This is a genomic window from Microbacterium neimengense, assembly GCF_054782995.1.
In genome coordinates, this window is the sequence record NZ_BAAGRK010000003.1 from 61,542 (window position 1) to 84,469 (window position 22,928).

At 70.2% G+C, this 22,928-nt stretch carries 21 protein-coding genes; 10 read left to right on the plus strand and 11 right to left on the minus strand.

The features are described from left to right. Window positions 1-56 precede the first annotated feature (56 nt). Together ACYVJS_RS02920 and ACYVJS_RS02925 are read left to right on the plus strand one after the other, a co-directional pair. Window positions 57-974: a DMT family transporter gene (locus ACYVJS_RS02920; protein ID WP_460737613.1), complete on the plus strand. Its 918-nt coding sequence runs from the start codon at window positions 57-59 to the stop codon at window positions 972-974. After that, window positions 971-1,435: a GNAT family N-acetyltransferase gene (locus tag ACYVJS_RS02925; protein ID WP_460737615.1), complete on the plus strand. Its 465-nt coding sequence runs from the start codon at window positions 971-973 to the stop codon at window positions 1,433-1,435. The genes ACYVJS_RS02920 and ACYVJS_RS02925 overlap by 4 nt, the downstream gene beginning before the upstream one ends. Before the next feature lie 4 nt (window positions 1,436-1,439). Here ACYVJS_RS02925 and ispD read toward each other — a convergent pair whose 3' ends face one another. Together ispD and ACYVJS_RS02935 are read right to left on the minus strand one after the other, a co-directional pair. Next, entirely contained in the window at window positions 1,440-2,639 is a 1,200-nt protein-coding gene (gene ispD, locus ACYVJS_RS02930; protein WP_460737617.1) for a 2-C-methyl-D-erythritol 4-phosphate cytidylyltransferase, read from the minus strand. Window positions 2,640-2,653: 14 nt separating this feature from the next. Continuing rightward, window positions 2,654-3,136: a CarD family transcriptional regulator gene (locus ACYVJS_RS02935; protein ID WP_137417676.1), complete on the minus strand. Its 483-nt coding sequence runs from the start codon at window positions 3,134-3,136 to the stop codon at window positions 2,654-2,656. Window positions 3,137-3,733: 597 nt separating this feature from the next. Between ACYVJS_RS02935 and ACYVJS_RS02940 the strand changes: the two genes are divergently transcribed. Further along, window positions 3,734-4,204: a DNA modification methylase gene (locus ACYVJS_RS02940; protein WP_460737619.1), complete on the plus strand. Its 471-nt coding sequence runs from the start codon at window positions 3,734-3,736 to the stop codon at window positions 4,202-4,204. 58 nt (window positions 4,205-4,262) lie between these two features. Here the strand turns inward: ACYVJS_RS02940 and ACYVJS_RS02945 are convergent, their stop codons facing one another. Beyond that, complete coding sequence (locus ACYVJS_RS02945) at window positions 4,263-4,946, minus strand: response regulator transcription factor (RefSeq protein ID WP_344227938.1); 684 nt, start codon at window positions 4,944-4,946, stop codon at window positions 4,263-4,265. Then, complete coding sequence (locus tag ACYVJS_RS02950) at window positions 4,943-6,175, minus strand: sensor histidine kinase (protein ID WP_460737622.1); 1,233 nt, start codon at window positions 6,173-6,175, stop codon at window positions 4,943-4,945. Before ACYVJS_RS02950 ends, ACYVJS_RS02945 begins: the two co-directional genes overlap by 4 nt. A gap of 168 nt (window positions 6,176-6,343) precedes the next feature. On the opposite strand from ACYVJS_RS02950, the gene phoU reads away from it, so the two are divergent. Continuing rightward, on the plus strand, window positions 6,344-7,012 hold the full coding sequence (phoU, locus tag ACYVJS_RS02955) for a phosphate signaling complex protein PhoU (protein WP_274285939.1): 669 nt from the start codon (window positions 6,344-6,346) through the stop codon (window positions 7,010-7,012). Between the two features lie 61 nt (window positions 7,013-7,073). Here the strand turns inward: phoU and ACYVJS_RS02960 are convergent, their stop codons facing one another. After that, complete coding sequence (locus ACYVJS_RS02960) at window positions 7,074-7,820, minus strand: phosphoglyceromutase (RefSeq protein WP_243231399.1); 747 nt, start codon at window positions 7,818-7,820, stop codon at window positions 7,074-7,076. Between the two features lie 40 nt (window positions 7,821-7,860). On the opposite strand from ACYVJS_RS02960, the gene ACYVJS_RS02965 reads away from it, so the two are divergent. Then, window positions 7,861-8,676, plus strand: coding sequence for a methyltransferase domain-containing protein (locus tag ACYVJS_RS02965; protein ID WP_460737625.1), 816 nt, complete (start codon window positions 7,861-7,863; stop codon window positions 8,674-8,676). A gap of 11 nt (window positions 8,677-8,687) precedes the next feature. Here ACYVJS_RS02965 and ACYVJS_RS02970 read toward each other — a convergent pair whose 3' ends face one another. From ACYVJS_RS02970 to ACYVJS_RS02985, 4 genes are all read right to left on the minus strand, one after another. Next, the gene (locus ACYVJS_RS02970; protein ID WP_460737627.1) at window positions 8,688-9,806 is read right to left on the minus strand and encodes an FUSC family protein; all 1,119 of its coding nucleotides are present in this window, start codon (window positions 9,804-9,806) and stop codon (window positions 8,688-8,690) included. Then, window positions 9,803-10,891: a CAF17-like 4Fe-4S cluster assembly/insertion protein YgfZ gene (gene ygfZ / locus ACYVJS_RS02975; protein WP_460737629.1), complete on the minus strand. Its 1,089-nt coding sequence runs from the start codon at window positions 10,889-10,891 to the stop codon at window positions 9,803-9,805. The genes ACYVJS_RS02970 and ygfZ overlap by 4 nt, the downstream gene beginning before the upstream one ends. Continuing rightward, window positions 10,891-11,490, minus strand: a complete 600-nt coding sequence (locus ACYVJS_RS02980) for a nitrobindin family protein (RefSeq protein WP_460737631.1) — start codon at window positions 11,488-11,490, stop codon at window positions 10,891-10,893. The genes ygfZ and ACYVJS_RS02980 overlap by 1 nt, the downstream gene beginning before the upstream one ends. 160 nt (window positions 11,491-11,650) lie before the next feature. After that, window positions 11,651-11,947 (minus strand): hypothetical protein, encoded by a 297-nt coding sequence (locus tag ACYVJS_RS02985; RefSeq protein ID WP_460737633.1) that lies wholly within the window; start codon window positions 11,945-11,947, stop codon window positions 11,651-11,653. A 117-nt stretch (window positions 11,948-12,064) separates the two neighbouring features. On the opposite strand from ACYVJS_RS02985, the gene ACYVJS_RS02990 reads away from it, so the two are divergent. Genes ACYVJS_RS02990 through ACYVJS_RS03005 form a run of 4 tightly spaced genes read left to right on the plus strand, consistent with a single transcriptional unit; the run spans window position 12,065 to window position 16,420 of the window. Next, the gene (locus ACYVJS_RS02990) at window positions 12,065-12,760 is read left to right on the plus strand and encodes a response regulator transcription factor (RefSeq protein ID WP_460737635.1); all 696 of its coding nucleotides are present in this window, start codon (window positions 12,065-12,067) and stop codon (window positions 12,758-12,760) included. A gap of 49 nt (window positions 12,761-12,809) precedes the next feature. Next, window positions 12,810-14,975: an RNA degradosome polyphosphate kinase gene (locus tag ACYVJS_RS02995; protein ID WP_460737637.1), complete on the plus strand. Its 2,166-nt coding sequence runs from the start codon at window positions 12,810-12,812 to the stop codon at window positions 14,973-14,975. After that, window positions 14,972-15,910, plus strand: coding sequence for an NUDIX hydrolase (locus tag ACYVJS_RS03000; RefSeq protein WP_460737639.1), 939 nt, complete (start codon window positions 14,972-14,974; stop codon window positions 15,908-15,910). The genes ACYVJS_RS02995 and ACYVJS_RS03000 overlap by 4 nt, the downstream gene beginning before the upstream one ends. Before the next feature lie 3 nt (window positions 15,911-15,913). Continuing rightward, on the plus strand, window positions 15,914-16,420 hold the full coding sequence (locus ACYVJS_RS03005; RefSeq protein WP_460737641.1) for a 4'-phosphopantetheinyl transferase family protein: 507 nt from the start codon (window positions 15,914-15,916) through the stop codon (window positions 16,418-16,420). Here ACYVJS_RS03005 and ACYVJS_RS03010 read toward each other — a convergent pair. Beyond that, the gene (locus tag ACYVJS_RS03010) at window positions 16,371-17,648 is read right to left on the minus strand and encodes a M1 family metallopeptidase (RefSeq protein WP_460737643.1); all 1,278 of its coding nucleotides are present in this window, start codon (window positions 17,646-17,648) and stop codon (window positions 16,371-16,373) included. The genes ACYVJS_RS03005 and ACYVJS_RS03010 overlap by 50 nt on opposite strands. Next, window positions 17,645-21,577 carry a Pls/PosA family non-ribosomal peptide synthetase gene (locus tag ACYVJS_RS03015; RefSeq protein WP_460737645.1) on the minus strand — a complete coding sequence of 1,311 codons (3,933 nt, stop codon included), beginning with the start codon at window positions 21,575-21,577 and terminating at the stop codon, window positions 17,645-17,647. The genes ACYVJS_RS03010 and ACYVJS_RS03015 overlap by 4 nt, the downstream gene beginning before the upstream one ends. 182 nt (window positions 21,578-21,759) lie before the next feature. Here ACYVJS_RS03015 and pstS point away from each other — a divergent pair, with 182 nt between their 5' ends. Continuing rightward, window positions 21,760-22,872 (plus strand): phosphate ABC transporter substrate-binding protein PstS, encoded by a 1,113-nt coding sequence (gene pstS / locus ACYVJS_RS03020; protein WP_460737647.1) that lies wholly within the window; start codon window positions 21,760-21,762, stop codon window positions 22,870-22,872. Window positions 22,873-22,928: the final 56 nt, after the last annotated feature.

Genomic DNA, 22,928 nt, shown 5'->3' on the forward strand with positions numbered 1-22,928 from the left:
GCCTACCGGCGGGGCCGTGTCACCACCCCGACACATGACGGCGGTAGAAAGGAAGGATGCTGCCCGTGTTCGCCGTCCTCGCTGCGGCCGTGCTGTTCGGCACGACGGGCACCTCGCAGGCGCTGGGCCCGGACGGTACGACGCCGCTCGGTGTCGGGGCGGTGCGGCTACTCATCGGCGGCACGGCGCTGGCGGTGATCGGCTTCGCGCTCGCCCATCGGCACCGGCGTGCGACGGCGGCCACGCCTCCCTCGCTGACCGCGGGTGCTGTCGTTCTCATGGCGCTGACGGGCGTCTGCCTCGCGGCGTACCAGCCGCTGTTCTTCCTCGGCACGGCTCGCGGCGGCGTCGCTGTGGGCACCGTCATCGCGCTCGGATCCGCCCCGGTCATGGCGGGGCTCATCGAATGGGCGATCACCCGGCGCCTCCCACGACCGACGTGGCTCGCGGCAACGGCGCTCGCCACGACCGGCGTCGCGCTGCTGGCCTTCGCCGGCGGCGATTCCGGCTCGGCAGACCCCCTCGGCGTGCTCGGATCGCTGGGTGCCGGTGCGGCATTCGCCGTCTTCGCCAACGCGCAGCGCCGGTTGATGTCGACCGGGTGGGATCCCTTCACCGTCGCCGGCGCGATGGGCGCCGGATCGGCGATCAGCGCCCTGTTCATGCTGCCCTTCGCCTCGTTCGGCTGGCTCCTCGAGCCCAGCGGCGTCGCCGTCGCGCTCTGGCTGGGACTCGCGACGATCGCGGTCGCGTACACGCTGTTCACCTGGGGGCTACAGCGCCTCACCGCGGCGACCGCCGCAACGCTGACGCTCGCCGAACCCATCACCGCCACCCTGCTCGGGCTCGTCGTGCTCGGAGAGCAGCTCGGCACCGCATCCGTCATCGGCATCGCCGTGCTCACCGTCGGTCTCGTCGTGCTCGCCTGGGGCTCTCGCCGACGAGATCCCGAACCGTTCCCCCTCGAAGGATGACCATGCTCGACTACCGCATCGATGACCCCACCCACGGCGCAGCGTACGACCTCGTGGGCTCGCACCTCGCCGCCATGCACGCCGGCACACCAGCCGAGAGCGTGCACGCGCTGGACGCGACGGGGCTGAGCGATCCCGACGTCACTTTCTGGTCTGCGTGGTCTGACGGTGAGCTCGCGGGCATCGGCGCTCTCAAGCGATGGGGCGACGACCGCGGCGAGCTGAAGTCCATGCGCGTCGCCGACGCCTTCCGCGGGACGGGCGTCGGGCGCGGCATCCTTCGCCACATCCTCGGCGAAGCGGCAGCGATGGGCCTGACGAGCGTGTGGCTCGAGACCGGCAGCACATCGGAGTTCGTGCCCGCGGTACGCCTCTACGAGAGTGAGGGCTTCGTGCGCTGCGGGCCGTTCGCCGACTACCGCGACGATCCGCTGTCGCTCTACTTCACGCGGGCGGTCTGACCGGTCACTGCGCAGGCAACAGCATGGCGACCGCGACCGCGAAGACCCCTTCGCCGCGCCCCTCGAAACCGAGGCCGTCGGTCGTCGTGGCCGACACGGACACGGGTGCCCCCAGGGCTTCGCTCAGCGCGGCCTCCGCCTCGCGGCGCCGCGCTGCGAACCGCGGACGCGTGGTCTGGACCTGAACCGAGACATTGCCGATCACCCAGCCCGCTTCGCCCACCAGCGCACGGGTGCGCGCGAGGAACGCGTCGGCGTGCGCGTTCGCATACTCGGGGCGGTCGACGCCGAAGTGGGTGCCGATGTCGCCGAGACCCGCCGCTGCCAGAACCGCGTCGACGACGGCGTGAGCGACCGCATCCCCGTCCGAATGCCCGGACAGGGCCGGCTCATCCGGCCAACGCAACCCCGCGAGCCACAGCTCCCCGTCCCCCGCGAACGCGTGCACGTCGGTGCCCACACCCACGCGCGGCGCAGTCGTCGGCTGCTGAAGTCGCACCGGGTGCTCGGCGGCGGGCGTGAGGAGTGCCCGGGCGCGTTCGAGGTCGGCGGGATGCGTGATCTTGAAGCCGAGAGCATCGCCGGCGACCGCCGCGATGCGGTGGCCTGCCGCCGCGACGAGCGCCGCATCGTCCGTGAACTCGGCATCGGCGACGGCGTAGGCCGCGCTCAGGACGTCGCGTCGGAATCCCTGCGGGGTCTGCGCCGCTCCCAGCTCGGAGCGATCGACCACGCCGATGATCTCATCGCCGTCGACGCGCTTGATCGTGTCGACCACGGGAAGAACGGGGACGGCCCCCCATCCGGTCCGTTCGACGGCCTCCACGATCCGGGTGAAGACCTCGGGCGGCGTCAGGGCCCGGGCCGCGTCGTGCACGAGCACGATCTCGATATCGCCCCAGAGCGCTGCGAGACCCGCGGCGACCGACTTCTGTCGAGTGTCGCCCCCGGCGACGACGCTCACGCGCTCACGGGCGTCGCCCGCTGCGGCGAGAGCCTCCGTCAGAGCCTCGCCGGTACGGTCTACGGGTGCGACGACGACCACCTGGGCGTCGAGCGCACTGCGGAACACACCGTCGAGGGCATGACGCAGCATCGTGTGCTCGTCGATCCCGACGAACGCCTTGGGGAGGTCTTCACCGAGACGGGTACCCGACCCGCCGGCGACGACCACGACCGCGATGCGCGGCACGGGCTGAGGCACGAAGGCGCCCTTCGTCAGCTGGCGAGAACCTCTTCGAGCAGCACGCTGGCCTTCTCCTCGTCGGTCTTCTCAGCGAGCGCGAGCTCGGAGACGAGGATCTGCTTGGCCTTGGCGAGCATGCGCTTCTCACCCGCGGACAGACCACGGTCCTGATCGCGGCGCCACAGGTCGCGCACGACCTCGCTGACCTTGATCACGTCGCCCGAAGCGAGCTTCTCGAGGTTCGCCTTGTAGCGGCGCGACCAGTTGGTCGGCTCCTCGGTGAAGGGAGCACGCAGCACCTCGAAAACGCGCTCGAGACCGTCCTTGCCGATCACGTCGCGCACACCCACGAGGTCGACGTTGTCGGCCGGAACCTCGATGACCAGATCGCCTTGGGTGACGTTGAGCTTCAAGTACTTCTTGGTCTCGCCCTTGATGACGCGTTCCTTGACCTCGATGATGGTCGCGGCACCGTGGTGCGGATAGACGACCGTTTCGCCAACCTCAAAAAGCATGGAGTTATGTCCTTTCGGCAACGACCAGGATACCACAGGGCCGAATGCGCTAGGGTTCGCGCCCTCGCACCGCACTCCTGATCCCCGCACCCGCGCGGGCCCCCGCGCGCACCCGAGTCCCGTCGCTGCCCGGGTTCCGTCACTGCCCGGGTTCCGTCACTGCCCGGGTTCCGCAACTGCCCGAGTCGCGTCGCATGTGCGCAGATGCCGCAGGTGTGCGCAACCGCGCCTGACATCCTCTGGCGCGGATGCGGAGAAGTGTGACCCTAGCGGGGCGACCGCCGCGAGCCGGCGCGTCTCGTCTCGCTCCGCTCGCTCAACGAACGGCGGATCGCCGAGGAGCCCCGAACGAGACGGTGCACGCGAAGCGGCGCGGGATGCTGCGACATGTGCACGACCGGCGGGGCTGGTGGAGGTCCCTGAGACACGTGAGGCCGGATGGGGGAAGCGGGTCGTGCATACGTCGCGCGCCGGGGACGGCACGCACGGCTGACATGTGTGAGGCCCTGCCGAACGACCACGCGAGAGCGGCGGCACGGGAGGGGCGGGCGGGACCCCGTAGAATGCTGGAGAAGCCGTCTGCAACCGGGAGGAACCGTGAAAACGCGCCTGATCGCGTCCGTCGTCGTGGCGGCTGCTGTCGCACTGGGAACGAGCGGCTGCGCCATGCTCTCGCCGCAGAGCACGACGATCCAGTACTCCCCCGCCGACGGACTGAACGTGCCGGCGTCGAGCGGATCGCTCGCCGTGCGCAACGCGCTTGTCGTCGCCAACGACGAGGGTACCGAGGGCAACTTCGTGGCCGCGATCGTGAACGAGAGCGACTCCTCGCAGGTGCTGAACCTCGAGGTCGGCGAGAACGCCGTCAAGCTGACCGTGCGCGTCCCCGCCGGCGACACGTTGAGCCTCGGCACCGAGGACACCGATCCGCTGCTGATCGAGAACCTCGACGCCCGCCCGGGCTCGACCGTGCCGATCTTCTTCCAGTCCGGCGACGGCGAGGGGGCCCGCGTGGAGATCCCGGTCCTCAACGGCGACCTCGACTACCTGACGCCGCTCGTTCCCTGAGCGCAGCGCACGCGAAAGGGCGGGACACCTCCGGGTGCCCCGCCCTTTCGTCTTCGTCTCAGGCCTCGAACCGGTACCCGAGTCCGCGGACGGTCACCAGCATGACCGGATCGCTCGGGTTCTCCTCGATGCGCGAGCGGATGCGCTTGATGTGCACGTCCAGGGTCTTCGTGTCACCGAAGTAGTCGGTGCCCCACACCCGGTCGATGAGCTGCCCTCGGGTCAGAACGCGGCCGGCGTTGCGCATCAGGACCTCGAGGAGCTCGAACTCCTTGAGCGGCATGTTGATCTCTTCGCCGCCGACGGTGACGGTGTGGCGGTCGATGTCGAGCGTCACCCGTCCGCCCTGGAGAACACGCTCGTCGAGGTCGGCCTCCACCTGGGCGAAGCGGCGCAGGACGGCCCGCATCCGCGCCAGCAGTTCTCGGGCCGAGTAGGGCTTGGTGACGTAGTCGTCGGCGCCGAGCTCCAGCCCCACGACGATGTCGACCTCGCTGTCTTTGGCGGTCAGCATGATGATCGGCACAGAGGAGACGGTGCGGATCTGACGGCACACCTCGGTGCCGGGCATGCCGGGCAGCATCAGGTCGAGCAGCACGATGTCGGCGCCGCGTTCACGGAACGCGGAGAGCGCGATGGCGCCGTCTTCGGCGATCTCGACCTCGAACCCCTCCCTGCGAAGCAGGTAGGCGAGCGGGTCGGCGAGGTCGGGCTCGTCCTCGACGATCAGGACGCGGGTCATTCGGTGACTCCGTTCGGGTTCGGTGCCGCGGCCGGAGACGCGACGGGGGTCTTCTTGGTCTTCTTAGGTCGACGGCGGCCGCGGGCGGCCGGTGCCTCGAGGTCGTCCGGCGGCGACGCGATCGGAAGCTGGATGGTGAAGGTCGAGCCGCGCCCGACGCGCGACCAGACGCGCACCTCACCGCCGTGGCGCTGGACCGCGTGCTTCACGATAGACAGCCCCAGCCCCGTGCCGCCGGTGCGGCGAGAGCGCGCCTGATCCGAACGGAAGAAGCGCTCGAACACGCGCTGCTGGTCCGCTTCGGAGATGCCGATGCCTCGGTCGGTGACCGCGATCTCCACGGAGTTGTGCACCTGCTTCACCCCGATGCCGACGCTGGAGCCGCTGGGCGAGTACGCGATCGCGTTGGCCACCAGGTTGCCGAGCGCCTCGGTGAGGATCTGCGTGTCGCCGCGCACGTACAGGCCTCTCGTCCCGCCGCGCACGACCGTCACCCCGGCGGAGCCCGCGGCGAGCGCGTGCGCCTCGCAGGCGGCCGTGACGACGGAGTCCACCGACACATCCCCGACCTCGGCGAGCTCGTCCGCCGACTGCAGCCGGGACAGGTTCATGACGCGCGACGTCAGGGAGGCGAGCCGCTGCGCCTCGGCGCTGAGGCGTCCGGCGAAGATGCGCACCTGCGCGGGGTCGTCCGCAGCCGACTCGATCGCCTCAGCGAGCAGGCTCACCGCACCCACGGGTGTCTTCAGCTCGTGCGAGGTGTTCGCGACGAAATCGCGGCGCATCTGCTCGACCCGCTCACGCTCGGTGATGTCGCGGATGACGATGAGCACGAGCTTCGGCGAGATGGTCGTCGCGCGGGCCGAGACGAGGCGGGGCTCCGCGGGAGAGGAGGAGCGTCGCAGCGTCAAGCTCGCCGTACTGATCCCTCCCGAGCGCACCGCGCGCGCGAGCTCACGGATGCGATCGTCGGGCACGACCTCGTCGACGTGGATCCCGAAGGCCTCCGCGGATGCGGATGCGGCACGCACCGTTCCGGAACCGTCCACCACGATCGCGCTGTCGTCCATCGCGGCGAGGACATCGGGGACGCCCTCGGGAACGGCCGTCGAGTTACGCGCCTCGACGCGCGCCCTGGCCCGCATCGCACCGATGATCAGGAGGGTGATCGACGCCCCGAGGACGACGCCCATGACCAGGGCCAGCAGCGCGAGCTGCGACGAGTTCATGGCTCCAGCGTAAATGGATGCTGAACCCGCACCCCGTCTCAGACGCCTCCGGAGGCGGCGGCGCAGGTAACATTCACTCCCGCGGCACCGTTCGTTAACCTTCGACGGCGAGAATCGCCCGGGCCCGTCCCGTGCCGCCCACGATCACCCCAGGAAGGTGCCTGTTTCATGCGCGAGGTTTTCCAGCAGTCCCTCGACGAGGTCCGTGTCCGGCTCGTCGAGATCTCCGAGCTCGTCACCGAGGCCATCGAGAAGGCGACGAGGGCGTTCGGCACGAGCGATGTCGCGCTCGCCGAAGAGGTCATCGACAACGACTCCGTGATCGATGACAAGGCGATCGAGCTCGACGAGCTGGCGATCGACATCCTCGCCCGGCAGCAGCCCGTCGCGAGCGACCTGCGCACGGTCGTCTCCGCGCTGCGCATCAGCGCATCGCTCGAGCGGATGGGCGACATCGCCGAGCACATCGCGCAGCTGACCCGCATGCGCTTCCCCGACCGTGCCATCCCGAAGGGTCTCAAGGGCACGTTCACGAAGATGGGCGAGATCGACGTCGACGTGGCCCGCAAGCTCACCGAGCTGCTGCGCACGCGCGACCTGGACCTCGCCGAGCAGCTGCGCAACGAGGACGACAAGCTCGACGAGCTGCACGTCAGCGTCTTCGAGAAGGTCCTCAGCGAATCCTGGCAGGGCGAGGCGGCAGCGACGGTCGACGCGACCCTGGCGAGCCGCTACCACGAGCGTTTCGGCGACCACGCGGTGTCGGTCGCGAAGAAGATCGTCTACCTCGCGACCGGCGACTGGGCGCCGCAGTCCGAGGTCGAGCCCCAGATCTGACCTCGCAGACATACGGGAAGGGCCCGGATGCATTACGCATCCGGGCCCTTCCCGTATCGGCTTACTTGCCCTGGTTGGCGACGGCGGCAGCGCCCGCTGCGGCTGCTTCGGGGTCGAGGTACTCGCCCTTGCCCAGCGCCTGCAGGTTCTCGTCGAGGCGGTACACCAGCGGGATGCCGGTGGGGATGTTCAGCTCGGCGATGTCGTCGTCGCTGATGCCCTCGAGGTGCTTCACGAGGCCGCGCAGCGAGTTGCCGTGGGCGGCGACGAGCACCGTCTTGCCGGCGGTGAGGTCGGGGACGATGGCCTCGCTCCAGTACGGCAGGAGTCGATCGATCACGAGCTTGAGCGACTCGGTGCGAGGCACTTCGCCGTCGATTCCGGCGTAGCGCGGGTCGTTCACCTGGCTGAACTCGGATGCGTCATCGAGCGGCGGCGGCGGAACGTCGAAGGAACGACGCCACAGCATGAACTGCTCCTGACCGAACTCGGCGAGGGTCTCGGCCTTGTCCTTGCCCTGCAGCGCGCCGTAGTGGCGCTCGTTGAGGCGCCAGGTGCGCTTGACGGGGATCCACAGACGGTCGGCGGCGTCGAGCGCGAGGTTCGCGGTCTGGATCGCGCGACTCAGCAGCGACGTGTGGACGACGTCGGGCAGCAGGCCCGCCTCGGCGAGCAGCTCGCCGCCACGGGCGGCCTCGGCCTTGCCCTGGTCGGTCAGGCGCACGTCGACCCATCCGGTGAAGAGGTTGAGCTCGTTCCACTGGCTTTGGCCGTGGCGCAGCAGGATCAGGGTATGAGGGGTGGTCATGAGCCCATGATATCGACCGCGACGCTGGCATCATGGGGCCATGAGTCCTACGCCTTCGGGTCGCATCACCCGAGGCACGACGGGCACGAACCGCCTCCGACGCGTGGACAGGTGGATCGCGCGCCACCGCTCGCTTCGGACGGCGGAGCCGGAGCCGCTCGTGGTTGATCTCGGCTTCGGGGCGAGCGGCGTCACCGCCCTCGAGCTCGAGGCGCGACTGCACCGCGTCCGCCCGGATGTGCGCGTGTGGGGGCTGGAGATCGATCCCGCGCGCGTGGCACGTGCTCGTGCGCAGCTCGAGAGCGTCCGCGAGCAGGCGACGATCTTCCGCCCCGACGCGCGGGTCTCGTTCGCCCGCGGCGGCTTCGAGATCCCGGTGCCGGAGCGGCCACGCATCATCCGCGCGTTCAATGTGCTGCGTCAGTACGACGAGGACGAGGTTCCGGCGGCCTGGGAGCGCATGGCATCTCGCCTGGATGCGGGCGGCATCCTCGTCGAGGGCACGTGCGACGAGCTCGGGCGCATCAGCACGTGGGTCGAGATCGGTGCCGATGCCCGTCCGCGCACGCTGACGATCTCGCTGCGGCTGACCGGTCTGGAGCTTCCCTCGATCGCGGCCGAGCGTCTGCCGAAGGCGCTGATCCACCGCAATGTCCCGGGCGAGGGCGTGCACGAGCTGCTGCGCGCGCTGGATGCGGAGTGGACACGCGCGGCGCCCCTGGCGACGTTCTCCCCCGCGCAACGATGGCAGGCGGCGCTCGCGGCGCTCGAAGCGGACGGGTGGCCTCTCCAGCAGCGTTCGCGGTGGCGCCTGGGTGAGCTCACGGTGCCGTGGGAGCAGGTGGCGCCTCGCTGAGAGGCGGTGTCTCAGATGCGGGGCATGGCGGCGCGCGCCTCGTCTTCGCTGAGGCCCGTCGCCACCAGCAGATCGACCGCGAACGGGCGCAGGGCGGAGATGACGCTGTGCTCGCCGGCGGAGGCGCCCGGCGCGAGCTGCGCGGGATCCAGGTGGCGCGCGACGGCCCGCGCTGCTTCGCGTGCGGGAATCTGCTGCGCGATGTCGTCGAGCGACTCCCCCACGAGGGCGAGGGCCCGTGCCAGGGACCGCAGCAGGTCGGCGGGGATGGGGCGCGGCGCGCCGTCGTCGATGAGGTAGCCGGATCGGCGCGCCACGACGCGGAGGTTGCGCACCGCGAGATCCGTGGCCGCCATGACGCGGCGGTAACGATCGAGCTCTGCGCGGCGCCTGCGCAGGAACGGGGAGATGCGCGCGACCGCGACAGCGGAGTCGAGCGATTCCTGCCAGGCCCGCACGAGCGGATCGAGCGCTCGGGCCTTCTCCAGTGCACGCTCCGCACGCGAACGGTCTCCGTCCTCCAGCGCACGGATGAGGGTCACGATCGCGTCGTCGATCGCAGCGAAGAGCGCCCGGGCCTCGCGCAGCACCTCCGCGCGAGGATTGCGGGGAACGAAGGCTGTCACCAGGAGCGCCGCCACGCCGCCGACCGCACCGTCCGCCAACCGGCTCCATGACGCCTCCGTCGGTGCCATCGGGAACAGCAGGACGATGAGGCCCTGGATCGCCGCGGCGATCGCGAAGCCGGGCTGCGGCGACAGCGCCCTGGCGACGAACACGACCACAGCGAGGGTGATGCCGAGCTGCCACCAGCCGGGACCCACCAGGCGCAGTAGGACCTCGGAGATGACGATGCCGAGCAGCATCCCGGCCACCGTCTCGGCGACGCGACGCGGCCGTGCGTCGCGCACCAGCCCGAGGCTCGACACCGCGACTGTGCCGGCGAGCACGGGAGCTGTGTGGCCGAGCACGAACAGCGAGAAGACGTAGGCGCCCATCGCCGCCGCCGTCAGCTGGGCGATGGCGGGCAGATCGGTGACCGCCCGCGACAGACCGGGTCTCGGATCGAAGCGCTCTCGCAGCCGCGTCGACACGCTCGTGGTGTCGGCGCCGCCCGGGGGCACCGTCACCGCCGGCGCGAGAGTCGGGGCAAGCGCGGCACGCCGGCGCTGGCGCCCGCATCCGGCGGCACGACCGTGGTGACGGATGCGGCGACGTCGCCGTCTGCCGTGTGCACGACGACGTCGGCGTCGGTGTCGGCCGTGCGCTTGATGACGGCCAGAGCGATCGGGCCGTCCTCGAAGTGGCGGGCGGCTGAGGTGATGCGGCCGATCTCCGTGTCACCGACGGCGACCACGTCGCCGCGCGCGGGCAGGGATTCGGCGCTGCCGTCCAGGTGCAGGCTGACCAGGCGACGCGGCGGGTGACCGAGGTTGTGCACCTTCGCCACCGTCTCCTGCCCGCGGTAGCAGCCCTTGTCGAGGTGCACGGCGGTGCGGAGCCAGTCGAGCTCATGCGGGATCGTGCGCTCGTCGACCTCGTCCGCGAAGCGGGGACGCCACGCGGCGATACGAAGTGCCTCGACCGCGAGTTCACCGGCGAAGCCGATCTCGCCGGATGCGGCGAGCTGCGCCAGCCGCGCGGCCTCGGGGGTATCCACGAGTGCCTCGTTCCAGCTGCGCTGGGTGCCCGGGTGCTCCTCGACGGGCCCGTACGCGGCGCCGCCGACGGCGACCCCCGGCCACGGGTCGCGCCAGACGAGCGACGTCTCGCCGACGGTGAGAGGACGGATGAGGGCGAGCCCCGCATCCGTCGCGCCCACAACGGCGACCTCGGTCGAGGCGTCGCGGACCTCGACCCGAAGCCGGAAGCGCATGCGGCCTAGCCAGGCCGCGAGGGCGGGGGCATCACCCGCATCCGTGATGAGCCAGGTCGTCTCGCCGTCGTCCAGCACGGCCGCCGCATGCTCGACGCGCCCCTGCGGGTCGAGCACCAGGAGTTCGGTCGATACCCCGGGCTCCAGGTGCGCGAGAGCCTGGGTCGTGATCGAATCGAGCCAGCTCAGCCGGTCGACGCCCGTGACGGCGATGACGCCGCGACCGGCGCGCGGCGCGATGGCCGTGCCGCGCTCCAGCGCACGCTGTTCACGCATCGGATCGCCGACGTGCAGCAGCACATCGCCGTCGGTGATCGCGCCGGCGGGCGAAGCGATCATCAGTCCACCTTCGCCAGGCGGGCGGATGCGTGCGAGCCGAGCTCGGATCCGAGGGCGGCGATATCCCACGCCCAGAGCAGATGGCCGTCGACCAGGCCGTACAGCCGGGTGGCCGCCGTGTAGGCCTTGGTTCCGGGCGCGGCGATCACCGCGTCGGTCGCGATGTCGATGCGCGGACCGCGGATCTGACCGAGGTAGAGCTCGCTCACCCCGTCGGCGTGCACGATGTTCGCGGCGATTTCGAAGCCGCCCTCGGCGGTGCGCAGCGCCTCGACGTCATCGGCCGTGCGCGCCGGCTGCTCCGAGACGGCCGGCAGCAGTCCCGGCCCAGGATCTCCGGGACCCTGCGGTCGCACCACACGCCAGAATCCCACCTCCGAGACCAGCAGACGCCGCGACTCACCCTCGCCGAGCCACGCGGTGGCGGAGTAGTTGACGGCATCTCCGCCGTCGTGGCTGAAGCTCACGCGGTGCGTGAACTCACCCGAGAAGTGGTGACCGTCTGCCTCGTAGTCGATCACTCCGGTCCCCTCCCAGACTCCCAGGAGCCACGAGAGGGGCGCGAGGTCCGCGGGCAGATCGGTGGGGAGCTCGATCATCGCCCGCTCCGTCAGCGCTGGCCGCGGTAGAGGTTCCAGACCACGGCGCCCGAGACGAACGCGATGGCGAGGGAGGCGAGCACGAGCAGGCCCACGAAGAACATTTCGAGCGCGACCAGGTCCATGCGCCCATGGTAGCCCGTCCGCGCAGGCGATGGGCTCAGCGCGCGCTGGCGATGAGCGAGGAGAGCGCGACGGCCACGCTGATCACTCCCAGCACGAGGAGGGCACCGAGGCTGCTGAGCGCCACGCGCTGGATGAAGCGTTGCACCCGCCCGTACGCCAGCTGGATGGCGAAGGCGAGGATGACGGATGCGGCGAGCGCCAGCGTCATCAGCGTCGCGTGCCACGGCGACGGGACGAACAAGGCGACGGCGAGCCCCGCGACGGCCGCGAACACCCAGACGGCCAGGATGCCGCCGAAGGGCCGACGTGGCGCCAGTTCCGGTGTCGTCATACGATCATTCTCACGCATGGGAGCGCGCGCTGCACGTCGTGCGTCCCGGTGAGATCTGCGTGCCTCGCGGCTGCGCATAAGATGAGGCACGACGCGGACCCCGCCCGGAGGGTGACTTTGGCACAGCTTCTCGTTCTGAGTTCCGCCGGTAGCGCGCCCGCGCTCCCGGCGCTGGAGCTGTTGAGCCATCGTGTCCGCCAGATCCCCGCGGAGCCCGCGCAGCTGGTGAACGCCCCCAACGCGGACGTCGTCTTCGTCGATGCGCGCCACGATCTCGTGGGCGCCAAGTCGCTGTGCAAGATTCTGACGACGACGGGACTCGATGCGCCACTCGTGCTCATCGTCACCGAGGGCGGGCTGACCGCGGTGTCCACCGACTGGGGCGTCGACGACGTGATCCTGGTAGGAGCCGGCCCCGCCGAGGTCGACGCCCGCATCCGGCTCGCCGTCGGGCGTCTGTCCAAGGAGCAGGTCTCGACCCGCATCCAGACCTCCGGCATCACGATCGACGAGTCCTCGTACTCCGCCAAGGTGCACGGCAAGCCGCTGGATCTGACCTACAAGGAGTTCCAGCTGCTGCACTTCTTCGCGACGCATCCGTCGCGGGTGTTCACCCGCGAACAGTTGCTCAGCGAGGTCTGGGGTTACGACTACTTCGGCGGCACGCGCACGGTCGATGTGCACGTGCGGCGCCTGCGCGCCAAGCTCGGCGATCTCGAGCAGCTCATCGGCACGGTGCGCAACGTCGGCTACCGCTTCAACGTGTACGAAGAGGATCAGATCCCGGCTGCCGGGGAGCGCGCCGGATCCTGACCCTCGCGGAGTTCACACTCGTGTCACCTCTGGCTGCAAGGATGTGGGAATGATCTCCGACGTGATGCTCGATGCGGGCCTGGGCGATGCCGACGACGACGACTTCGACGTCACCGACGGCGGTGACACCGAGCTGCCCGAGGCGCGGTATCTGGATCGTGAGCTGAGCTGGCTGGCATTCAACCAGCGTGTGCTGGAGCTCGCGGAGGACCCGGCCGTGCCGACGCTGGAGCGCGCGAACTTCCTCGCGATCTTCGGCAGCAACCTCGACGAGTTCTTCATGGTGCGCGTCGCGGGACTCAAGCGCCGCATCATCACGGGCCTCGCCGTGCCGACGAACATCGGCCGCGCGGCGCAAGACGTCCTCGCCGACATCTCCGGCGAAGCCCACGCACTCCAGCTGCGTCACGCCGAGGCCTGGCAGCACCTCGTGCGGCCCGCACTGGCGGATTCCGGCATCGAGGTGATCGGGTGGGGCGATCTCGACGAAGACGACCGCTCGCGTCTGTCCGACTACTTCCAGTCGCAGGTGTTCCCGGTGCTGATGCCCCTCGCGGTGGACCCGGCGCACCCTTTCCCCTACATCTCCGGTCTCTCGCTGAATCTGGCGATCCGCATCCGCAACGCGAAGACGGGCCGACAGGAGTTCGCGCGGTTGAAGGTCCCGCCCATGCTGCCGCGGTTCGTCGAGGTGCCGCGCGTCGGCGAGCGCGTGCGCTACCTCGCGCTCGAGGATCTGATCGCCAACCACCTCTCCGACCTCTTCCCGGGCATGGAGATCCTCGACCACCATGCGTTCCGCCTCACGCGCAACGAAGACATGGTGATCGAAGAGGACGAGACCGAGAACCTCATCCAGGCGCTCGAAGCCGAGCTCATGCGTCGGCGCTTCGGGCCGCCGATCCGCCTCGAGATCACCGACGACATGGACGAGCTCACCCTCGATCTGCTGATCAAAGAACTCGACATCACCGAGCAGGAGGTCTATCGCCTCCCCGGGCCGCTGGATCTGCGGGGCCTGTTCGATCTGTCGCGCATCGACCGTCCCGACCTGCACTACCCGCCGCACGTTCCCACGACGGCGCTGGCGTTCCAGCCGGGCGACAACAATGAGCGCGCCGACATCTTCGCCGCCATCCGCAAGGGCGACGTGCTCGTGCACCACCCCTACGAGTCCTTCGCCACCAGCGTGCAGGCCTTCCTCGAGCAGGCGGCGAAAGATCCGCACGTGCTCGCGATCAAGCAGACGCTGTATCGCACCTCGGGCGACAGTCCCATCGTGCAGGCGCTGATCGACGCCGCCGAGGCGGGCAAGCAGGTGCTGGCCCTCGTCGAGGTCAAGGCGCGCTTCGACGAGGCGAACAACATCGTCTGGGCCCGCAAGCTCGAGAAGGCCGGTGTGCACGTGGTCTACGGCCTCGTCGGGCTGAAGACGCACTGCAAGCTCGCCCTCGTGATCCGCGAGGAGAACGGCGTGCTGCGCAGCTACTGCCACGTCGGCACCGGCAACTACAACCCGAAGACCAGTCGCATCTACGAGGACTTCGGCCTGTTCACCGCGAGCGACGAGGTCGGCCGCGACCTCACCCGCCTGTTCAACGAGTTGAGCGGGTACGCGATCGAGAAGAAGTTCAAGCGGCTGCTCGTCGCCCCGCTGCACCTGCGCAAGGGGCTCGTCCGTCTCATCGAGCGCGAGCGCAAGCACGCCCTCGACGGCAAGAGCTCCGGCATCCGCATCAAGGTCAACTCGATGGTCGACGAACAGATCATCGACGCGCTCTATCGCGCCAGTCGCGCCGGTGTCCCGGTCGAGATCTGGGTGCGCGGCATCTGCAGCATCCGTCCCGGCGTCGGCGGGCTGAGCGAGAACATCACGGTGCGCTCGATCCTCGGCCGCTACCTCGAGCACTCCCGGATCTTCGCGTTCGACAACGACGGCGACCCCGAGACCTACATCGGCTCGGCCGACATGATGCACCGCAACCTCGACCGCCGCGTCGAAGCACTCGTGCGCATCACGGCGCCCGCGCAGATCGCGGAGCTGAGCGATCTTTTCTCGCTCGCGATGAGCGACAACACGAGTTCCTGGTGGCTCGCCGGCGACGGCACGTGGACACGGCATTCGACCGACACCGACGGCAAGGCCCTCGTCGACCTGCAGGACAAGACGATGTTCCAGGTGCAGCGTCGTCGGCGTTCGAGGGCGGTGCGATGACGCACACCGCCGTCTATGCCGCGGGCGGAATCGTCTGGCGCCGGGTCGAGGACAAGCTGAAGATCCTCGTCATCCACCGCACCCGGTACCGCGACGTCACCCTTCCGAAGGGAAAAGTCGACCCGGGCGAGGCGCTGGTGGAGACCGCCGTGCGCGAGATCTTCGAGGAGACCGGCATCGCCGTCTCGCTCGGCCTTCCGGTCGGCGTCTCCCGCTACACACTGCCCAGCCGGCGCGAGAAGATCGTGCACTACTGGTCGGCGGAGGCCACCGATGCCGCCATCCGCGCCTCGGCGTTCGTGCCGAACAAGGAGATCGCCGCCATCGAGTGGGTGAGCCCGAAGAAGGCGCTCACCTACCTCAGCTACCCCGTCGACGTGGAGATCGTGGAGAACTTCCTCCGCTTCGTCGACGACGGCGTGCTGGAGACGTTCCCGATCGTCGTGCTGCGTCACGCCAAGGCCACCCCGCGCGACGAGTGGTCGGGCTCCGATGCATCCCGCCCCCTCACCGCACGCGGACGCAAGCAGGCGGAGGCGATCGTCGGGCCGCTGAGCTCATTCGGCATCCGTCGGATCGTGTCGTCGGATGCGGTGCGCTGCACCGAGACCGTCGCTCCCCTGGCTGCCAACCTCGGACGCTCGATCAAGACAAGTGAGCTCATCAGCCAGGATGCGTGGGAAGAGGGCCGCTCGGACGCCCGCACGGTCGTCGGCAAGCGGGTGCGCTCGCGCAAGCCCGCCGTGGTGTGCAGCCACGGGCCTGTGCTGCCCGACATCCTGCACGAGCTGGCCCTCGCGACCGGCACGCTGCGCGGCTCGTATCTCGGCAGCGCCTCCGCGCTGGAGGTCGGCGGATTCTCCGTGGTGCACCTGTCGCGCACGAACCCCGGTTCCGGCATCGCCGCGATCGAGACGCACCTGCCGAAGGTCTGATACATGCCGCACGCGATCCGCGTGGTGTGGACGACACGGGACGGCGCCGAACGTCGAACGGCTGCCGCCCGGCTCGTGTACGAAGCCACGGGGCGCACCCTCCGGCACGGCCCGTGCAACGGATGCGGCGGGAACCACGGACGACCCGGCCTCGAGGGAGGCGGGTCGGTCTCTCTCGCCTATGCCGGCGATCTCGTCGTGGCGGCGCTGGCCGACGATGGCGATATCGGTGTCGACGTCGAGGAAGGGTCAGGGGCCACATCGACGCGACTCGAGCGGCTCGCTCCCGGCTCCACGCTGCGCGACTGGACGAGGTTCGAGGCGGCGACCAAGGCGGTCGGTGCGGACCTCCGCCACGGCGTTCAGCTGCCGGCCGTCGTCGAGGGGGAGGGCTGGCGGACGGTCGTCGCCGGGCGCGCGGTGCACGGCTGGGATGCCGACGCCCCCGCCGGATTCGTGATCAGCGTCGCGCGAGCCGCGGCAGCGGAGCCCGATCGATCCAGGAGCTGAGCACTGCCGCCGAGCGGTCGTCCAACAAGCCACGGAAGTCGTCGGTGACGACCAGACCGTGCCGATGGGCGGCGGTCCAGGAGCGCAACAGCTCGAAGAATGCGGCGTCGCCCAGGTGCAGCCGGAGGGCATGCAGGGCGATGGCGCCGCGTTTGTAGACCCGATCATCGAACAGTCGCGCCGCGCCGGGATCGGCGATCACCAGGTCCTGCGGCTCGCCCGCCAGCTGTCGCAGATGGGCCCGCGCGCAGGCGTCGGCATCCGGTCCGCCAGATGTCTCCGACCACAGCCACTCGGCGTAGCAGGCGAAGCCCTCGTTGAGCCAGATGTCCTGCCAGCGCGCGATTCCGACGCTGTTTCCGAACCACTGGTGCGCGAGTTCGTGCGCCACGAGTCGTTCGCTCGCCGCATCCAGATGATTCGCGCCGAACACCGCCATGCCCTGCGACTCGAGCGGGATCTCGAGATCGTCGGCGGTCACCACGACGCGGTACTGGCTCTGCGGGTACGGCCCGAACCGCTCGTCGAACGCCGCGATCATCCGCGGCAGATCGGCGAAGGCCGCTGCGGCCGGCGCCCGCAGTGCTGTCGGCGCCCAGAGCTCGACCGGCACCGGGGCGTCGATCTCGGTGCGCCCGTAGCGACCGATCTGTACCGCGGCCAGGTACGTCGCGGTGGGAACGTCACAGACGTACTCCACCACCCGACGCCGCCCCTGCACCTGATCCAGGATGCGCGTGCCGACGGCGACGGCCGAGTACTCCCGGTCGGTGGCGATCCTCATCCGCATCCGGGCGCGATTGTCGGGCCGGTCGTTGCAGGGGAACCACGTCGCCGCCCCGGTCGGCTGGTTCGCGACGAGCGCTCCGTCCGTCAGCTCCTCCCAGCCGATAGTGCCCCACGGCGAACGTCTCGGCGCGGGCGATCCCTCGTAGCGCACCTCGACGGTGAACGTCTCCCCCGCCGCGACGTCGCGACCGAACCCGATCTGCAGATGCTGCGCGCTCTGACGCTGCACGGCCGGGGTCGCGCCGTCGACGCGGACCCTGGTGGCACGCATTCCGATGAGGTCCAGCCTCACGCCGCGCAGGTCGATCGACGCGGTCGCCTCGATCGTCGCGGTGCCGCTCAGGCGGTTCGTGCGCACGCGGTAGTCGAGGTCGAGATCGTAGGAGACGACGTCGTACGTGACGTCGCCGCTGCGTGGAGCGTAGGCGTCGCCGTTCACGAGGTGGACTGGTAGGCACGCACCTTCACCGCGCGCCATGGGCCGATGGGGTTGCCGCTCCAGCGGGTGCCGACGGGTACCGTCTCGCCGCGCATCACCAGGGAGGCGGGCCCGACAGTCGCGTCGGCGCCGATGACGGCGGCCGGCAGGATCACGCTGTGCGGACCCAGCGTCGCGCCGGGTTCGAGCTCTACGGTGTCCATGCTCATGATTCGATCATGGAACAGGTGGGTCTGCACGACGCATCCCCGATTGACCGTCGCCCCGTCGCCGAGCGTGACCAGATCGGGTTCCGGGAGCCAGTACGAATCGCACCAGACCCCGGTGCCGATGCGCGCCCCCATCGCCCGCAGCCACACCGCCAGGGCGGGCGTGCCGACGGCCACACGTGCGAACCACATCGCCGCCACCATCTCGGTGAACGTGTCGACGACTTCCGTGCGCCAGACGAAGCTCGACCACAGCGGCTGCTCACCAGCGCGGATGGGACCGACGATCGTCCACTTGGCGACGACAGTGACCGCTGCCGCCACGGCGCCTGCAGCCAGCAGCACGACCCCCGACAGCAGCAGTGCCCACGGCCAGCCGAGCCAGCTCGTGAGTGCGGCGAGCGCGAACAGCACCGACAGCCCGATCGCGCAGGTCACGACCACGGGAACGAACCGGCACAGCTCCCACAGCGCCCGCGCGAGGCGCAGACCCGGCGTGGGGCGGTACGTGCGCGACTCATCCGCTTCGGTGACGGCGCGTCGCAGGCGCACCGCGGGCGAGCCCAGCCACGACGACCCCGGCTTCGCCTTGCGCGGCGCCGACGACAGCACCGCCACCAACCCGTCACGGGGCACGCGATGCCCCGGCGCCGCCATGCCCGAGTTGCCGAGGAAGGCGCGCTTGCCGATGCGGACGGTGCCCAACCGCATCCACCCGGCGTGCAACTCGTAGGAAGCGACCATCGTGTCGTCGGCGAGGAAGGCGCCGTCCTCGATCCGCGTCAGCGAAGGCAGCAGGAGCACGGTCGACGCCTCGACATCGCGTCCCACCCGCGCACCCAGCATCCGCAGCCAGACCGGCGTGAACAAGCTCGAGTAGAGCGGGAAGAGAATGGTGCGGGACGCATCCAGAAGGCGCTCGATCGTCCACGCCTGCCACGCCACCCTGCTTCGCACGGGGTATGTCCCCGCCACGAGTCCGAACGAGAGCAGGCGCACCGAGACCACGACGACGCCGGCGAGCACGAGTCCGCACAGGAGCACGGCCGGCACGAGCCACGACACCGCCGCACCGAATGCGGCGGACAACGACGGGGCACCCTGCACACCGGCGGCCAGCACGACCGCCCCGCAGAGGATGGCGAACACGGGAAGCACGGCCAACGCCAACGCCGACGCGCCGTACGCCCACATCCAGCGGTGCGGAGTGGGGGGCCGCCCTGCGGGCCAATCCTCCGCGACCGCGCCCACCCGGACCGCCGGCGACCCCGCCCAGGTCTGCGCCGCACGCACCCGCCCGAAGACGGCGGAGCCCGGGGCGATCTCCGCCCGCTGCCCGATGCGCGTGCCCGGGGCGAGGGTGCTGCGTGCGCCGATGGTCGCCTGGGCGCCGATGCGGATGGCGCCCACGCGCAGGAGGTCGCCGTCGATCCAATAGCCGCGCAGATCCACCTCGGGCTCGATCGACGCGCCGTCGCCCACCTCGAGCATCCCGGTGACGGGAGGCAGCGTGTGCAGATCGACGTCACGGCCGATCCGGGCCCCCAGCGCCCGGGCGTAGTAGGTGATCCAGGGCGCACCGGCGAGACCCACCGCATCCACCTGGTCGGCGATCTGCTCTGCCAGCCACACACGCAGATGCACCGCTCCCCCGCGCGGGTAGTCACCGGGGCGCAGTCCCGCCAGCAGGACGCGGGCGGATGCGGCGGCGAGCGCCATGCGCCCGAAGGGCGTCGCGAACAAGAGCCACCCGACCACGAGCAGCCACACCGGCGCCGTCGGAAGGACGCCGAAGCCCGGGAGGAGGTTGAGGACGGTGCCCGCGGTGAGGATGTAGAGCAGCCATCGCACGCCGGACAGGATGAACAACGGCGCTCCCGCCAGCGTCTGGAGCCACTGCGTCGCACGTGGCGTCGGTTCGGGGCGCCGGTACTCACCGCCCTCCGCATCGGGCAGGAACGGTCCGAGCGCCTTGGCCATCGCCGACAGACGGGGCATGTCGTAGATGTCGGCGACGGCGAACTCCGGCACGCGCGCCCGGATGCGGGACACGAGCTGCGCGGCGGCCAGCGAGCCGCCGCCGAGGTCGAAGAAGTCCGCCTTCCGCCCGGGGACCGCGACGCCCAGCACCGCTTGCCATTGCTCGGCCAGCCACGCCTCGGCGGGATCGAGCCCCGACGGCGGTGTCTCGACGCCCGGCAGGGGCCACGGCAACCCGGCCCGGTCGACCTTCCCCGACGTGCGCACGGGCAACTCGTCGACGACGGCGAGCAACGGCACGATCGCCGCCGGAAGACTGTCGGCCAGGCGTGCCCTCGCCTCGGCACGGTCGAGCTCGACACCCGGCTCGAGAACGAGATAGCCCACCAGGACGGAGACTCCCGCCTCGCTGTGCCGCACCGCAGCAGCTGCGGCGTGCACGCCCGGGAGCTCCTGCAGCGCGGACTCGACCTCGCCCAGTTCGATCCGCCGCCCCCCGACCTTCACCTGGTCATCGGCCCGCCCCTGGAACACGAGGCCCGCGCTCTCGAAGCGGACGAGGTCACCCGAGCGGTAGGCCCGCTCCCACCCCAGCGAGGCCATGGGAGCGTACTTCTCCGCATCCTTCGCCGGATCGAGGTAGCGCGCCAGGCCGACGCCGCCGATGATCAGCTCCCCGATCTCGCCCTCTCCCACACGCGCGCCGTCGGCATCCACCACGGCGAGCGTCCACCCATCCAGCGGCAGACCGATCCGCACCGGGGTCGTGCCGTCCATGAGGGAACCGCAGGCGACCACCGTCGCCTCGGTCGGGCCGTAGGTGTTCCACACTTCACGCCCCTCGGACTGAAGACGTGCGGCGAGTTCGGGAGGGCAGGCCTCCCCGCCGAAGATGAGCAACCGGACGTTCTCGATGGCCTCCACCGGCCACATCGCCGCGAGCGTCGGCACCGTCGAGACGACGGTGATCCCTTGCCGGATCAGCCACGGCGCGAGGTCCTCCCCCGAACGCACGAGCGAGCGGGGTGCGGGCACGAGGCAGGCACCGTGCCGCCACGCCAGCCACATCTCCTCGCAGGACGCATCGAAAGCGACCGAGAGGCCCGCCAGCACACGATCCCCCGGCCCGAGAGGCGCACCCTGGAGGAACATGCGCGCCTCAGCATCCACAAAGGCCGCGGCGGACCGGTGGCTCACCGCCACCCCCTTCGGCACTCCCGTCGAGCCGGAGGTGAAGATGATCCACGCGTCGTCCTGGACCGTCACGTCAGGAACCGCGTCGAAGGCCCGCGTCGACGGATGCGGCGCATCCCCGCCATTGAGCTCGGCGGCGGGTGCCGCCCCGTCCGAAGACACGTATACGCCGCCCGCACCGATCACGCCGGCGACCCGTGCCTCGCCGAAGACGAGGCGCGCACGCTCGTCGGGGTCGTCCGCATCCACGGGCACGTATGCCGCTCCGGCGACGAGCACCCCGAGGATCGCGACGTACAGATCCTTCGACCCCGATGGCATGCGCACACCCACCCGGTCGCCGCGGCGCACGCCCGCAGCGATCAGGCGGGCCGCGGTACGACTGACGTGCGCCAGAAGCTCTGCATAACTCAAGGCTCCCGAGCCGTCGTCGATCGCCGACGCCTCGGGGTGGCGCCTGGCGCTCTCACGCAGGATGTCCACCAGGGTGCGAGGCGCCGGTGCCTCGGCGGATCGGTCCAGAATGGCCTGTGAATCGGAGGGCATGCGCCGAAACTAGGCAGCGCGGGTGAACGGATGGTGTCGCCACGCGCTCGCGCGACCGCATCCGCCTCGCTCCGTTCACCTTCCGTTCACCCGCACAGCGGACGCTGGTAAACGCACCTGCTTAGCGTCTTCGGCGAGCCCTGCACCGGGCCCGTTAACCCTGACACGTGAAGGATTTCACAGTGAAGATCACCCGCATCGCCCAGGTGGGCGCCATCGCCGCCATCGCGGCACTCGCGCTGGCCGGCTGCGCCGCGAACGAAGCGCCCGCAGGCACCGAGACCTCCGCCGGCGCCGAGTCGTCGCTGCCCACCGGTCTCTCCGGCACCCTGAACGGCTCCGGCGCCACGTCGCAGCAGGTCGCCATCCAGTCCTGGACGCAGCTGCTGCAGACGGCCAACGCCGACCTCACCGTCAACTACGACCCGCAGGGTTCGGGCACCGGCCGCGAGTCGTTCCAGTCGGGCGCCGTGCAGTTCGCCGGCTCCGATCGCGCGTTCAAAAAGGACGAGATCACCGCCGGCCCGTTCAGCACCTGCGCGCCTGACTCCGGCCTCGTCGAGATCCCGGCCTACGTGTCGCCGATCGCGATCATCTTCAACGTCGAGGGCGTCAAGGAGCTCAACCTCGACCCCGCCACGATCGCGGGCATCTTCGCCGGCACGATCACCAACTGGAATGACCCGGCCATCGCGGCGACCAACAAGGACGCGAAGCTGCCCGACCTGGCGATCACGCCCGTCCACCGCTCGGACAAGTCCGGCACCACGGGCAACTTCACCGACTACCTCTCCAAGACCGACGCCGCCGGCTGGACCTACGGCTCCGTCGAGGAGTGGCCGATCTCGGGCGGCGAAGCTGCCCAGGGCACCTCGGGCGTCGTGAACGCCGTCAAGGGCGGCAACGGCACGATCGGCTACGCCGACTCGTCGCAGGCCGCGGGCATCTCGTCGGTCGCCGTCAAGGTGGGCGATGACTTCGTCGCGCACTCCGCCGAGGGTGCGGCCACGGCCGTCGACGCGTCGCCGTTCGAGGACGGCCGCGGCGACAACGACCTCGCCATCACGATCGACCGCACCACGACCGAGGCCGGCGCCTACCCCGTCGTGCTCATCAGCTACCTGATCGGTTGCGAGAAGTACACCGACGCCGCTGCGGCGAAGCTCGTCCAGGGCTTCTTCACGACGGCGATCAGCGAGGAGGGCCAGGAGGCCGCTGCCAAGAACGCCGGCAGCGCCCCCATCTCCGACACGCTGCGCGAGCGCGCTCAGAAGGCCATCGACGCCATCTCCTGACACGCACAGAGCGGCCCCGGGTTCATCCCCGGGGCCGCTCTGGCCCGTCCTGACCC

Coding starts and splice junctions, on each gene's coding strand:
- ACYVJS_RS02935 (WP_137417676.1), bottom strand. CDS start 3,136: ATGCTTTTTGAGGTTGGCGAAACGGTCGTCTATCCGCACCACGGTGCC.
- ACYVJS_RS02985 (WP_460737633.1), bottom strand. CDS start 11,947: ATGACGACACCGGAACTGGCGCCACGTCGGCCCTTCGGCGGCATCCTG.
- ACYVJS_RS02950 (WP_460737622.1), bottom strand. CDS start 6,175: ATGAACTCGTCGCAGCTCGCGCTGCTGGCCCTGGTCATGGGCGTCGTC.
- ACYVJS_RS03015 (WP_460737645.1), bottom strand. CDS start 21,577: ATGCCCTCCGATTCACAGGCCATTCTGGACCGATCCGCCGAGGCACCG.
- phoU (WP_274285939.1), top strand. CDS start 6,344: ATGCGCGAGGTTTTCCAGCAGTCCCTCGACGAGGTCCGTGTCCGGCTC.
- ACYVJS_RS02965 (WP_460737625.1), top strand. CDS start 7,861: ATGAGTCCTACGCCTTCGGGTCGCATCACCCGAGGCACGACGGGCACG.
- ACYVJS_RS03000 (WP_460737639.1), top strand. CDS start 14,972: ATGACGCACACCGCCGTCTATGCCGCGGGCGGAATCGTCTGGCGCCGG.
- ACYVJS_RS02980 (WP_460737631.1), bottom strand. CDS start 11,490: ATGATCGAGCTCCCCACCGATCTGCCCGCGGACCTCGCGCCCCTCTCG.
- ACYVJS_RS02945 (WP_344227938.1), bottom strand. CDS start 4,946: ATGACCCGCGTCCTGATCGTCGAGGACGAGCCCGACCTCGCCGACCCG.
- ygfZ (WP_460737629.1), bottom strand. CDS start 10,891: ATGATCGCTTCGCCCGCCGGCGCGATCACCGACGGCGATGTGCTGCTG.
- ACYVJS_RS03005 (WP_460737641.1), top strand. CDS start 15,914: ATGCCGCACGCGATCCGCGTGGTGTGGACGACACGGGACGGCGCCGAA.
- ACYVJS_RS02920 (WP_460737613.1), top strand. CDS start 57: ATGCTGCCCGTGTTCGCCGTCCTCGCTGCGGCCGTGCTGTTCGGCACG.
- ACYVJS_RS02925 (WP_460737615.1), top strand. CDS start 971: ATGACCATGCTCGACTACCGCATCGATGACCCCACCCACGGCGCAGCG.
- ACYVJS_RS02960 (WP_243231399.1), bottom strand. CDS start 7,820: ATGACCACCCCTCATACCCTGATCCTGCTGCGCCACGGCCAAAGCCAG.
- ACYVJS_RS02995 (WP_460737637.1), top strand. CDS start 12,810: ATGATCTCCGACGTGATGCTCGATGCGGGCCTGGGCGATGCCGACGAC.